Origin of the sequence: Nocardia arthritidis NBRC 100137 (assembly GCF_001612765.1) — a bacterium.
Classification (GTDB): domain Bacteria; phylum Actinomycetota; class Actinomycetes; order Mycobacteriales; family Mycobacteriaceae; genus Nocardia; species Nocardia arthritidis.
Genome location: NZ_BDBB01000006.1, coordinates 113,347 through 125,841 on the forward strand (window position 1 = coordinate 113,347; position 12,495 = coordinate 125,841).

Annotated in this window: 13 protein-coding genes; 4 read left to right on the forward strand and 9 right to left on the reverse strand. The window is 68.9% G+C overall.

All coding sequences use genetic code 11. The features are described 5' to 3' along the window. Positions 1-11 precede the first annotated feature (11 nt). Positions 12-869: a 3-hydroxyacyl-CoA dehydrogenase gene (locus NA8_RS06010; RefSeq protein WP_063049351.1), complete on the reverse strand. Its 858-nt coding sequence runs from the start codon at positions 867-869 to the stop codon at positions 12-14. Positions 870-1,105: 236 nt separating this feature from the next. On the opposite strand from NA8_RS06010, the gene NA8_RS06015 reads away from it, so the two are divergent. Both NA8_RS06015 and NA8_RS06020 read left to right on the forward strand, forming a co-directional pair. Then, the gene (locus tag NA8_RS06015) at positions 1,106-1,669 is read left to right on the forward strand and encodes a YdeI/OmpD-associated family protein (protein ID WP_063049352.1); all 564 of its coding nucleotides are present in this window, start codon (positions 1,106-1,108) and stop codon (positions 1,667-1,669) included. 94 nt (positions 1,670-1,763) lie between these two features. Beyond that, positions 1,764-2,039, forward strand: coding sequence for a hypothetical protein (locus tag NA8_RS06020; protein WP_063049353.1), 276 nt, complete (start codon positions 1,764-1,766; stop codon positions 2,037-2,039). A gap of 30 nt (positions 2,040-2,069) precedes the next feature. On the opposite strand, the gene dmpG is transcribed toward NA8_RS06020, so the two are convergent. The 4 genes from dmpG to NA8_RS06040 are packed head-to-tail and all read right to left on the reverse strand — an operon-like array spanning position 2,070 to position 6,448. Continuing rightward, entirely contained in the window at positions 2,070-3,107 is a 1,038-nt protein-coding gene (gene dmpG, locus NA8_RS06025) for a 4-hydroxy-2-oxovalerate aldolase (RefSeq protein WP_063049354.1), read from the reverse strand. Between the two features lie 12 nt (positions 3,108-3,119). Continuing rightward, entirely contained in the window at positions 3,120-4,028 is a 909-nt protein-coding gene (locus NA8_RS06030) for an acetaldehyde dehydrogenase (acetylating) (protein ID WP_063049355.1), read from the reverse strand. Positions 4,029-4,038: 10 nt separating this feature from the next. After that, entirely contained in the window at positions 4,039-4,824 is a 786-nt protein-coding gene (locus tag NA8_RS06035) for a 2-keto-4-pentenoate hydratase (RefSeq protein ID WP_063049356.1), read from the reverse strand. Position 4,825: 1 nt separating this feature from the next. After that, complete coding sequence (locus tag NA8_RS06040) at positions 4,826-6,448, reverse strand: FAD-binding protein (RefSeq protein WP_063049357.1); 1,623 nt, start codon at positions 6,446-6,448, stop codon at positions 4,826-4,828. Between the two features lie 105 nt (positions 6,449-6,553). Here NA8_RS06040 and kstD point away from each other — a divergent pair, with 105 nt between their 5' ends. Both kstD and chsH3 read left to right on the forward strand, forming a co-directional pair. Further along, positions 6,554-8,263 (forward strand): 3-oxosteroid 1-dehydrogenase, encoded by a 1,710-nt coding sequence (kstD, locus tag NA8_RS06045; protein WP_063049456.1) that lies wholly within the window; start codon positions 6,554-6,556, stop codon positions 8,261-8,263. 232 nt (positions 8,264-8,495) lie between these two features. Beyond that, a complete protein-coding gene (gene chsH3, locus NA8_RS06050; RefSeq protein ID WP_063049358.1) occupies positions 8,496-9,362 on the forward strand; it encodes an enoyl-CoA hydratase ChsH3 in 867 nt (288 codons plus the stop codon). A 156-nt stretch (positions 9,363-9,518) separates the two neighbouring features. Here chsH3 and NA8_RS33510 read toward each other — a convergent pair whose 3' ends face one another. The 4 genes from NA8_RS33510 to NA8_RS06065 all read right to left on the reverse strand — a co-directional run bounded on the left by NA8_RS33510 (position 9,519) and on the right by NA8_RS06065 (position 12,492). Further along, positions 9,519-9,656, reverse strand: coding sequence for a hypothetical protein (locus NA8_RS33510; protein ID WP_157106556.1), 138 nt, complete (start codon positions 9,654-9,656; stop codon positions 9,519-9,521). A 144-nt stretch (positions 9,657-9,800) separates the two neighbouring features. After that, on the reverse strand, positions 9,801-10,262 hold the full coding sequence (locus NA8_RS06055) for a hypothetical protein (protein WP_063049359.1): 462 nt from the start codon (positions 10,260-10,262) through the stop codon (positions 9,801-9,803). After that, a complete protein-coding gene (locus NA8_RS06060) occupies positions 10,259-11,533 on the reverse strand; it encodes a DUF58 domain-containing protein (RefSeq protein ID WP_063049360.1) in 1,275 nt (424 codons plus the stop codon). Before NA8_RS06060 ends, NA8_RS06055 begins: the two co-directional genes overlap by 4 nt. Next, positions 11,530-12,492 (reverse strand): AAA family ATPase, encoded by a 963-nt coding sequence (locus NA8_RS06065; protein ID WP_063049361.1) that lies wholly within the window; start codon positions 12,490-12,492, stop codon positions 11,530-11,532. The genes NA8_RS06060 and NA8_RS06065 overlap by 4 nt, the downstream gene beginning before the upstream one ends. Positions 12,493-12,495: the final 3 nt, after the last annotated feature.

The window sequence follows — 12,495 nt, forward strand, 5'->3', positions numbered from 1 at the left end:
GCCCTCGCCAGTCAGTACTTGTAGAAGCCCTCGCCGGTGGCGATGCCGAGCTTGCCCTTATCGATGTAGTTCTCCTTCAACCACTGGGCCAGCCGCTGAGAGTCCTCGTCCTCGTTGTTGACCAGGATGTTGTAAGGCGTGGTCAGACCGATGATGTCGAGGATGCGGAACGGCCCCGCCGGTGCGCCGGTGCCGATCTGCCAAGTCTTGTCCACCGCTTCGGGATCGGCATAGCCGCCCGCCGCCAGGCTCATGCCCGCGTTGAGCAGCGGCACCAGCAGCGAGTTGAGGACGTAACCGGCCTTCTCCTTGTGGATTTCGATCGGCACCATGCCGATCTTCGAGGCGAAGTCGACCACGGCTTGGTACACCTTCGGGTCGGTGTCGGTCGTGCCCATGATTTCGGCCGTGTTGAAGTGCCACACCTGATTCGCGAAGTGCAGCGCGAGGAACCGGTCCGGGCGTCCGGTGAAGTCTTTCATGGCGCTGGGCAGCAATGTGGAGGAGTTGGTGGCGAAGATGGTGCGCTCCGGCGCGACCCGGCCGAGCTCCTCATACGTCTGCTGCTTGATGCTCAGCACCTCGGGAATGGCCTCGATGACCAGGTCCGCATCCTGCACCGCCCGAGCCAGATCGGAACTCAGCGTGATGTCCCCCGCCGACTGCTCCGCCTTGCCGTCCCCGCCGCCGGGTACCTGCTCGCGGTAGAGCGCCGCGAGCTTGTCGAGTCGCTCCCTGGCCGCTGCCAGCGCCTTGTCGTCGATGTCGTATGCCGTCACCTCGAAACCGCGGAAGGCGGTCTGAAAGGCGATCTGGGAGCCCAGTACCCCGGTGCCGAGCACGGTCACCTTGCGAATATCGATGGTCATTCGTTTCTCCTCTCGACTGTCGCGAAGAAGCCCGCGACGATCTGGGCAACCTCACGATCACCGCCACCACAGGTTCAACGTACCGGCGGTGATCTCGGCGTGATCGGAGACTTGCTGCGGCGCGACGCCTTCGCAACCGTTCACCCCGGCCTGGTTATGGGAGAAGTGCTCAATTGATGAGCACTTTGGGTTGGAGGATGAGGTACGAAGACAGCACCGCATCTCGGGAGATAGCCATGGGTCGGATCGATGGAACAGAAATCCTCACTTGTGCCGACGTCGCACAGTGGGAGGGGTGGCTCGCAGCCAATCACGACGAGGCCGCCGACGTCTGGCTGAAGATCGCCAAGAAAGGGGCGGCCGGGAGGACGATCAGCAACGGCGAGGCGCTCGACGGCGCGCTGTGCTTCGGCTGGATCGATAGTCACCGCCGCGGCTTCGACGCCGACCACTACCTTCAGCGATACTCGCCGCGGCGTTCCAAGAGTCCTTGGTCGCAAGTCAACGTCGCCAAAGCCGAAGCGCTGATCACCGCCGGACGCATGCGGTCACCCGGGTTGGCCGCCATCGCCGCCGCCCGGTCCGATGGCCGCTGGCAGGCCGCCTACGCGCCCCAGCGCACCGCCACCTGCCCCGGCGATCTGACCGCAGCTCTCATCGAAAACACCCGCGCGCGCGCCTGTTTCGACCAGCTCGACCGCACTGCTCGGTACGCGGTGTTCCTGCGGCTGATGAAGGCGCGGACGTCCGCCGAGCGCGCCGCCCGGCTGCGCCGGATCCTCACGGAGTTGAGCGGATAACCGCACTCGCCGCGACGCGCGGGCCACACTGCGTTCCGCGCTCCCGCCGTTGCCGTACGCGCGGGGTTGTGCACAGCCGTCCACAACCGCGGATGTGAGCAACGTCGGCTCCTGCGCATCGGCGAACTCGAGAAAGTGGGGCGGCATCGAGCGCGCCCGCTTTCTCGAGTACGTCACCGAGGGCCCGACGGGAGCACCGACGACGGCGACCGGGGTGCTCGCGACACCGGACGGGCCCGCACCGGTGGACGGCTGGCCCATTGTCGCCTGGGAACACGGGACCAGCGGCCTCGGCCCGGCTTGCGGGATCAGCACGAATCCGCGATACGACGCGCCCAGCGCACCAGACACCACGGGCCGCGAACGGTAATTCCGTTCGCGGCCCGGGTCGTCCGACAGGTCAGGCGGTGACGGTCGCCTTCTCTCGCTGCAATTCCAGCGCGATGTCGATGAGCTGATCCTCCTGGCCGCCGACGAGCTTGCGCTTGCCCGCGCGCACGAGCATTTCGGCGGCCGAGACGCCGTAGCGCTCGGCTTGGCGCTCGGCGTGCTTGAGGAAGCTGGAGTAGACGCCCGCGTAGCCCATCATCAGGGCCTGGCGGTCGAGCAGGCACTCCTGGGGCATCGCCGGGCGGACGACGTCTTCGGCGGCGTCGGCTATGGCGAAGAAATCGATGCCGGTCTTGACGCCCAGCTTGTCGCACACCCCGACCAGCGCCTCGACCGGCGTGTTGCCCGCACCCGCGCCGAAACGCCGGGCGCTGCCGTCGATCTGGGTGGCGCCCGCGCGAATGGCGTAGACCGAGTTGGCGACGGCGAGATCGAGGTTCTCGTGGCCGTGGAAGCCGACCTGGGCGTCATCACCGAGTTCGGCGACCACCGCCGCGACCCGGTCCGAAACCTGTTCCAGCACAAGAGCCCCGGCGGAATCGACGATATAGACGCACTGGCATCCGGCGTCGGCCATGATGCGTGCCTGCTTGGCCAGCACCTCCGGCGGCTGGGTGTGCGACATCATCAGGAACCCGACGGTCTCCAGCCCGAGTTCGCGCGCCAGGCCGAAGTGCTGGATCGACACATCGGCCTCGGTGCAGTGGGTGGCGATGCGGCAGATGGACGCGCCGTTGTCTTGGGAGATCTTGATGTCTTCCTTCACCCCGACGCCGGGCAGCATCAGCACGGCGATCTTCGCCCGCTTCGCCGTCTCGGCCGCGATGGTGACCAGTTCCTGCTCCGGCGTCTTGGAGAAGCCGTAGTTGAACGACGAGCCGCCGAGGCCGTCGCCGTGCGTCACCTCGATGACCGGGACGCCCGCGCCGTCGAGCGCGGCCACGATGTCGCGGACCTCGGTAGCGGTGAACTGGTGGCGCTTGTGGTGGGATCCGTCGCGCAGCGAGGTGTCGGTGACGCGGATGTCGAGTTCTGCTGAGTAGGCCATGTCGAAAGCTCCTTACACCCGGGCCGTGACGATCTGTTCGGCGATGACCTCGCCGACCTGCGTCGCGGCGGCGGTCATGATGTCGAGGTTGCCCGCGTACGGGGGCAGGAAGTCGCCCGCGCCCTCCACCTCGACGAACACCGACACCTTGGCCATCCCGCCGGAGACCACCGAGGGTTCGTCGAACTGCGGTTCGTTGAGCAGTCGGTAGCCGGGGACGTACTGCTGGATGTCGGCGACCATCCGGTGGATCGAGTCGGCGACCGCGTCGGTGTCGACGTCGTCGGGGATGGCGCAGAAGATGGTGTCGCGCATGATCATCGGCGGCTCGGCCGGATTCAGGATGATGATGGCCTTGCCGCGCTGCGCTCCGCCGATGGTCTCGACGCCGCGGCTGGTGGTCTTGGTGAACTCATCGATGTTCGCCCGCGTGCCGGGGCCCGCCGAGACCGACGACACCGACGCGACGATCTCCGCGTATGGCACCGGGACGACGCGCGACACCGCGGCGACGATCGGGATCGTCGCCTGGCCGCCGCAGGTGATCATGTTGACGTTCGGCGCGTCGAGATTCGCGCCCAGGTTCACCGGCGGCACGACGGCGGGGCCGACGGCCGCGGGGGTGAGGTCGACGGCGCGGATCCCGGCTTCGGCGTAGCGAGGCGCGGCGGCGCGATGCACATACGCCGAAGTCGCCTCGAAGATCAGATCCGGCATCTCGGATTGCCCGAGCAGCCAGTCCACGCCCTCGTGCGAGGTTTCCAGTCCGAGCCCGCGCGCCCGCTTCAGGCCCTCGCTGTCCGGGTCGATCCCGATCATCCAGCGCGGCTGGATCTTCTCCGAGCGCAGCAGTTTGTAGAGCAGATCGGTGCTGATATTGCCGGACCCGACGATCGCGGCGGTGACGGTCCCCTTGGACACGACAGCCTCCCTAGGTGAATTGCAGACGGACAGAGCCGAGTCCGGCGAACTCGGCGTGGAACGCATCGCCCGGACGGGCGTCGATCGCGCGGGTGCACGAGCCGGGCAGCACGATGTCACCGGCCTTCAACCGGACGCCGAAGCTCGCGACCTTGCGCGCCAGCCAGGCCACCGCGATCACCGGGTCGCCGAGCACGGCGTCGCTGCGGCCCTCGGCGACCACCTCACCGTTGCGGGTGAGCACCGCGTCGATGGCCTTGATGTCGATGTCCTCCGGCGCGACGCGCTCGGCGCCGAGCACGAATCCGGCGGAGGACGCGTTGTCGGAGATGGTGTCGGCCAAGCCGATATTCCAGTCCTTGATGCGCGAATCGATCAGTTCGATCGCGGGTGCGAAGGCGACCGTGGCCGCGAGCACGTCCGCTTCGGTGCATTCCGCGCCGGGCAGGTCGGCACCGAGCACGAACCCGACCTCCACCTCCACGCGGGGAAACAGGTAGCGACCCGCCTCGACCGGAACGTCTTCGTAGACTTCCATTTCCGCGAGCAGGTGCCCGTAATCGGGTTCGTCCACACCCATCATCTGCTGCATGGCCTTTGAGGACAGGCCCACTTTGTGCCCGACCACGCGCGCGCCCGCGTCGAGCCTGCGCCGGATGTTGATCAGCTGGATCTCGTAGGCGTCGACCACGTCGATGTCGGGGTGGCGGGCGATCAGCGGATCGATCGCCACCCGTTCGCGCTCGGCGCGCTCGAGTTCGTCGGCCAGTTCGGTTCGTACCGCGTCGGACAGCACGCTAGTTCCCTTCCGTTGCTTTTTCCAGCGCCGAGACCTGCTCGCCCGCGGCGGACCGGCCTGCCCTGCGGCCGGAGAAGATGCAGTCCGACAGCGACAGCCCGCTGACGTAGGACCGGGAGCAGACACCGATCGCGGTGCGTCCGGCCGCGAAGAGGCCGGGGATGTCGTCGCCCACGGCCGTCTTGACCGCTCCGGTGCGCTCATCCACGACGACACCGCCGAGGGTGAGCATGGGGCACGGGTTGGTCAGGCTCGGTTTGATGCCCACATCCAACAACCAGAAGGGGCCGGTGCGGACCGGATTGGTGAACTCCGAGGGCTTGCCGACCGGATCGGGGGCTCCGGTCTCGATCGCGGTGTTGTGCGCCTCGACCGTGGCGCGCAGCCCTGCGGGGTCGATGCCCGCCTTCGCGGCGGCCTCTTCCAAGGTGGCGCCGCGAATCGCGGTGCGCCGCATCGTTTCGAACTGCCCGCGCTGGAACCAGGCGCCCTGTTTGCCGATCTGCCCGATCGCGGTGCGCATCAGCGGGTCGTCGGCCAGCAGCCAGCCCTTGCCGTCGTGCTCGGTGATCAGCGCGTTACCCACCGCGGCGCCGTAGCGCGTCTCGTCGATCACCCGGCGGCCGGCGGCGTCCACCAGCAGCGCGCCGGTGAAGGCACTGGGTGGCAGCAGGAAGCGCCAGGCGGAGACGTTGTCCATGTGGTCCACCGCCGCGCCGGCCTGCTGGGCCATCAGGATGCCGCTGCCGTCGTCGGCGGTGGTGCCCAGGGCGAGACCACCGTGGAACGCGGGCGCGTGCTGCCGCACCATGTCGCGATTGGCGATGAACCCGCCCGCGCTGAGCACCACCCCGCGCCGCGCGAGGACGCGAATCGTGCTGCCGTATCGGCGTTCGAGCCGGTCCAGCCGCCGTTCCAGCGCCCGCCGCAGCGGCGGGTAGTAGATGCCCGGCTTGGCGGCGACCTTGGCCATGCGGGTATAGCGGTCGCGGACCCGGCCGGGCGCGTCACGCAGCGTGCTGCACTCGACGCCGACGACCGCGCCCGCCGCGTCGGTGATCAGCCGGGTAACCCGGGTGAGGGTTTCCACCCGGACGCCGGCGCGGGACGCCGCGGCGGCGAGCGGTCCGGTGAGCTTCTTGCCGGAAGTGCCCCTGCCCTTCACCCGATGGCCGCGCTGGGCGGCCGGGATGTCACGGAACGCGCCGGAGATCTCGCTGCCGGAGTAGTAGAGGTAGTAGCGGTCGTTGGGGTAGGAGGTCTTGTACGGGCACAGCGAGGCTTCGAACGGGACACCGTGCGCCTTCAGCCACTCGATCAGCTGCGGACTCTCGTCGACGAACTTGCGCAGCGTCTCCGGAGTGACCGCGTCGCCGACCTCGCGCTCGAGGTAGGCGTACATCGCCTCCGGGGTGTCTTCGACCCCGGCCTCCCGCTGCACCGAAGTGCCGCCGCCCGCGTAGATGATGCCGCCGGACAGCGCCGACGTCCCGCCTCCGGCGAACCGCTCGAGCACCAGTACCTGCGCGCCCGCCGCGGTCGCTTCCAGCGCGGCCGCCGCACCCGCGGCGCCGTATCCGACCACGACAACGTCGGTGGCCAGGTCCCATTCGAGGCCCATGTCTTTAACTCCGGTCTGAAACTGAAACAAGTTTCCTCGACAAACGGAACGTCGAGCAAGTCTTCTGCCACACAACATAGACCAATGGCGCGTCCATTCTATAACGTGTTCTACATGACTGATCGGGAATACGACGTGGTGGTGGTCGGCAGCGGCGCCGCCGGCATGACCGCCGCCCTCACCGCGGCCCAGCACGGGCTGAGCGTGGTGGTCATCGAAAAGGCCGCGCACTACGGCGGGTCGACCGCGCGCTCCGGCGGCGGCGTGTGGATCCCGGGCAACAAGGCGCTGCGCGCGTCCGGTCGGCCCGACGACCGCGAGGACGCACGCACCTACCTGCACAGCATCATCGGCGACGTCGTGCCCTCCGAGCGGATCGACACCTACATCGATCGCGGCGCCGAAGCGATGGACTTCGTGCTCGATCACTCGCCGCTGAAGATGACGTGGGTGCCGGGCTACTCCGACTACCATCCGGAGGCGCCGGGCGGGCGGCCGGAGGGGCGCTCGTGTGAGCCCAAGCCGTTCGACACGAAGATCCTCGGCGACGAGCGGTTCAACCTGGAGCCGCCGTACGCGAAGGCTCCGCTGAACGTGGTGGTCATGCAGGCCGACTTCGTCCGGCTCAATCTGATTCGGCGTCATCCGAAGGGCATGCTCCGGGCGATGCGCGTCGGCGCGCGTACCTACTGGGCCAAGTTCACCCGCAAACACATCGTCGGCATGGGGCAGGCCATCATCGCGGGCATGCGCAAGGGGCTCATGGACGCGAACGTGCCGTTGTTGCTGAACACTCCGATGACCGACCTCGTCGTGACGAACGGCGTCGTCACCGGCGTCCATGCGCTGCACGAGGGCGAACCGGTCACCTTCACCGCCCGCTACGGCGTCGTTCTCGGCAGCGGCGGTTTCGAGCACAACGCGGAAATGCGCACCAAATACCAGCGCCAGCCCATCACCACGGAGTGGACCACCGGCGCGGCCGCCAACACCGGCGACGGCATCCAAGCGGGCATGGGTGCGGGCGCGGCCATCGGTTTCATGGAGGACGCCTGGTGGGGGCCGACCATCTTCAAGGGCGGCAAACCGTGGTTCGCGCTGGCCGAACGGAACCTGCCCGGCAGCATCATGGTGAACGCCGACGGCAAGCGATTCGGAAATGAGTCCGCTCCTTATGTCGAGGCCGTGCACACCATGTACGGCGGCGAGTACGGGCAGGGTGAGGGACCGGGCGAGAACATCCCCGCGTGGCTGGTGTTCGACCAGCGCTACCGGAACCGCTACATCTTCGCCGGGCTACAGCCCGGGCAGCGTTTCCCGTCCCGGTGGATGGAAAACGACTTCATCGTCAAGGCCGAGAGCATCGAGGAATTGGCAGGCAAGATCGGTGTGCCCGCCGAGGAGCTGGCCGCGACCGTCACCCGGTTCAACGGCTTCGCCGAAACCGGCAAGGACGAGGACTTCGGCCGCGGCGACAGCCACTACGACCGGTACTACGGCGATCCGACCGTGCGGCCCAACCCGTGCCTGGCCGCGCTGGTGCAGGGCCCGTACTACGCCGCCAAGATCGTGCCGGGCGATCTGGGCACCAAGGGCGGGCTGGTGGCCGACACCGCCGGGCGGGTGCTGCGCGAGGACGGCAGCGTCATCGAGGGGTTGTACGCCTCCGGCAACTGCTCCACACCGGTGATGGGTCATACCTACGCCGGGCCCGGAGCCACCATCGGCCCCGCGATCACGTTCGGGTACCTCGCGGTGCTGGACATCGCCGAGCGCAAGAAGGAGCAGGCCACCGCCGCCATCGCGGAGGCGTGAGACGAGATAGCGGTGCGGGCCGCGAGTACCGGCCGGGCCGCGCCGACCCGCACCGCGGATTCGTCCCCAGGCCGATGAGCAGCCGCGGAACGATCTCGCGGAGCGAGACGAAACACTGGCGAGCCGGTGTCCGGACGCGCAGGATCGAACGCGGCGCTGTCGAATTGCGTCACGGTCTCGCACGCGGCGCGCCCGGCCCGGATCGATCCACAATCATGCACAAGGAGAACTGATGCCCATCGACCCGAAGATCGCGCTCGGCGCGCAACTGCCGAGCCGGGAGTTCGCCTGGACCCCCTCGGACGTGCAGCTCTACCAGCTGGGCCTGGGCGCGGGGGCGCGCTGGACCGACCCCGCCGAGCTGCGCTATCTCGACGATCGGGAACCGCAGGTGCTGCCGACCTTCGCCACCGTGGCGGCGACGCTGCACGAGACCGAGCCGCCGCGGGTGAGCTTCCCCGGCATCGAGATCGACCTGGCGAAGGTGGTGCACGGTCATCAGGAGGTCGAGGTGCACCGGCCGATCCCGGCCGCGGGCAAGGCGACCAAGGTCAGCCGGATCGCCGAGGTCTGGGACAAGGGCTCGGCAGCCGTCATCGTCCAGGAGCACACGGTCACCGGCTCCGACGGAGCGCCGCTGTGGACCGAGCGCTCCTCGATCTTCGCCAAGGGTGAAGGTGGTTTCGGCGGCGAGCGCGGCCCCAGCACCAAGTCGGAATTGCCCGACCGGGCACCGGATTTCGACGTCACCACGCCGACGCTGCCGCAGCAGGCGCTGCTCTACCGGATGTGCGGCGACCGCAACCCGCTGCACTCCGACCCTGAATTCGCCCGCGCGGCCGGGTTTCCCGCGCCCATCCTGCACGGTTTGTGCAGCTACGGGATCGTCTGCAAGACCGCGACCGACACCGTGCTCGACTCCGACGCCGGCCGCGTCATCGGGTTCCGCGCCCGCTTCGCGGGCGTGCTCTACCCGGGCGAGACGATCCGCACCCGGATCTGGCGGCAGGACGACGAATTGACGATCGCCGCGACCGTGGTCGAACGTGACGACGCCCCGGTGCTCGGTGACGTCGAGCTGCGGTTCCGGCCCGCCTGACGCGGGTTCCGCCGGAACCTCCGAACCCGATCACGCCGGGTTACGGCCTGGCGAGAGATCGCGGTCGGTTCGGTGCCCCCACGTCTGGGGACGCTCTGCCGCGTCTGCGCCTTCGAACTCGTGAAAGAGTCCGGAGAGCGGCGCGAGAGCCGCCGGTCACGAAAGGATGCCGTTTTGCTGATCGACTTTTTGATGGGTCTTCTGCACAATCTTCTGACTACCGGTAAGCCGTTCCTGGGATCCTGACTTCGCAATTCGCCGGCCTTTCGCGCCGGGAATCAGCACTTCAGCCATAGGCTCCTCGGTGCCCCATCCGGATAGCGGATCGGTTGGCATCCTCACCCGCGGGGCGTAACCGGCGGGGCCGCGGTGTGTCGGCGCCGCAAGGACAACCGCACGGCCGACGGCGAGTCGGGCCCAGCGCGGTCGGTGGGCGCGTCAGAGTTCGCCCGAGGCCGGAAGTTCCCGGTCGCCGCGCCCCCGCCGGGCCGCGACGCCCTGGATCACCAGGGCGTACAGCACCAGCACGAGCACCGGTGCGGCCAGCGGGGCCCAGGCCAGGCGCAAGGGGACGAGGGCGGCGAGAACGGCAGCCGCCGTGAAGCCGACCGCCCCGGCCACCGACGGGATCGTGGTGGGCACCACGCCGTGCGGCGCGGTCACCGTCGCGGCGTTGAGCAGGTAGGTCGTGGCAACCAATCCCGTTGCGGCGGAGGCGAGCACACCCGCGTCGGCGATGACCAGCACGCCGAGCGCGAGCAGCACCGCGCAGACCGCCAGCGGCCGCAGCCGCCAGCCGAGCCCGACGAGGACGAGGGCGGGAATGCCGACCCACGGCTCCAGCAGCGCCACCGACGTCGCCAGCAGCACGCCGGAGAGAACGGCGAGGAATTTGGTCATCGGCGCACCCGCACGGTCCTGCGGTGTTCGGGAAGCGCCCGCATGATCTGGTCCAGGCGCGCGTCTTCCGGCCACGCCACGATGTCGACGCCGACCGTGCCCATGTCCCGGTACATGGCCGCGCGCTCGAGCTGCCACATCTTGGCCAGGATCGGGTCGAGGTCGTCCCGGAACGGCGTGCCGCGCAGCACGTCCACCACGACCACCACGTGTCCGCGCTTGCGCAGGTCGATCAGCGCGAGCGCGAACTGGGTGTCCAGCAGCGTGGAGAAGGCCACCACGATCGCACCGAGCGGCACGGCCGCGTGCGGCGCGAGGGTGCCCGTGGTCGGAATGTGCTCGTCGCCGACGTCGAGCACGGTGTCGACGATGCGGTAGAACTGGCGGCGTCCGATGTCCGGCCGCAGCCAGCGCGGCGCCTGTCCGAGGCAGACCACCGCGGTCCGGTCGCCCGCCTGCAAGGTCGACTGCACCACCTGCGCCGCGCCGCGCACCGACAGCTCCAGCGAGTCGGTGGCCGGTCCCGGCGCCTGCTGTGAGGTGTCCACCAGCACCACGACCTCCGCGGAACGGTTGGTCAGCCGCTGGGTGACATACAGCCGCCCGCGCCGCGCGCTCACCGGCCAGTTCACGATGCGCAACTGGTCGCCGGGCGCGTAGGCGCGGATGTCGGCGTACTCGACGCCGGGCCCGTGCCTGCGGGTCAGGTGGGTGCCGAGACGCTCGGGAAGTTCGGTGCGCGGCAAACGCATCCGCTGCGGATCGGTGATCGGATACACGAACAGCTCGCCGGCGGGCAGTACCACGGTGGCCACCGCGAGCCCGGCCGGGCTCAGCGCCGAGACCCGCACCGACACCGGGTAGCGCCCCCATCTGCTCGCCGAGAGCGCGAGCCGCAACCCGGCGGGGGCGATTCCGGAATCGCTGGCCTCCTCGACCTGCATCGCCAGCCCGGTGCAGCTCTGCGGTTTCAGGCGCAGCAGCGCGTGCCCCTTCTCGACGAAGGCGGCGACGGTGAGCAGCACTTCCTCGGTCTCGAAACAGCGCAGCGTGCCGCCGCCGTCGACCTGGATCCTCGTCGAGGACTGCTGAAACCGCGCGGTGGCCAGCACGCCGAGCAGCGGCGCGGCGAACACGAGCAGCTGCCATCTGCCGAGGACCACCGCGAGCACCAGGGCCACCGCCGCGCACCCGGCGAGCATGAAGACCAGCGGCGCCGGCCGCCACCGCAATTCGGCGTCGACCGCGGAGCTGGCGTCGCGGTGCCTCATGTCACGGTGGCGCGCGGGACCGGCAGACGGCGCAGCAGTTCGGTGATCACGTCCTCGCCGCGGATGCGGCGCACCCACATCTCCGGCCGCAGCGTGATCCGGTGCGCCATGGCCGGTATCGCCAGCGCCTTCACGTCCTCGGGGATCACGTAGTCGCGGCCGAGCAGCAATGCCCGCGCCCGGGACATCTGCACCAGATCGAGTTCCGCGCGCGGGCTCGCGCCGACCTCGACCTGAGGGTGCCCCCTGGTGGCGGACGCGAGCGCGACGACATAGCTCACCACGTCGGGGTGCACGGTCACATATTCGACCGATTGCCGCATCTCCAGCAGTCCGTTCGCGTCCACGACCTGGTTGACCTGCGGTTGCTGCGAGCCGCGCTCCAGCCTGCGGCGGATCATCTGGGTCTCGTCGTGCTCGGACAGGTATCCCAGCCGCAGCTGGATGGCGAACCGGTCGAGCTGGGCTTCCGGCAGCGGATAGGTGCCCTCGTACTCGATCGGGTTGTCGGTGGCCAGCACGACGAACGGTTGCGGCAGCAGGAACGTCTCGCCGTCGATGCTGACCTGTCCCTCCGCCATCGCCTCCAGCAGCGCGGCCTGCGTCTTGGGCGGGGTGCGGTTCACCTCGTCGGCCAGCAGCAGGTTGGTGAACACCGGCCCGCGGCGGAAGGTGAACCGGCCGGTGGACATGTCGTAGATCGTCGACCCCAGCAGGTCGGCGGGCAGCAGGTCGGGGGTGAACTGCACGCGGTTGAACTGCAGCCCGAGCGCGGCCGCGAACGATCTCGCGATGAGCGTCTTACCGAGGCCGGGTAAGTCCTCGATCAGCACGTGCCCACCGGACAGCACGGCGATCATGATCAACTGCAACTCGTCCTGCTTGCCGACCACAACCCGGGACAGTTCCCGGAGCACGGCCTCGCTGCGCTGGATGGTCGCGTCCATCGGCATGGTCATTTG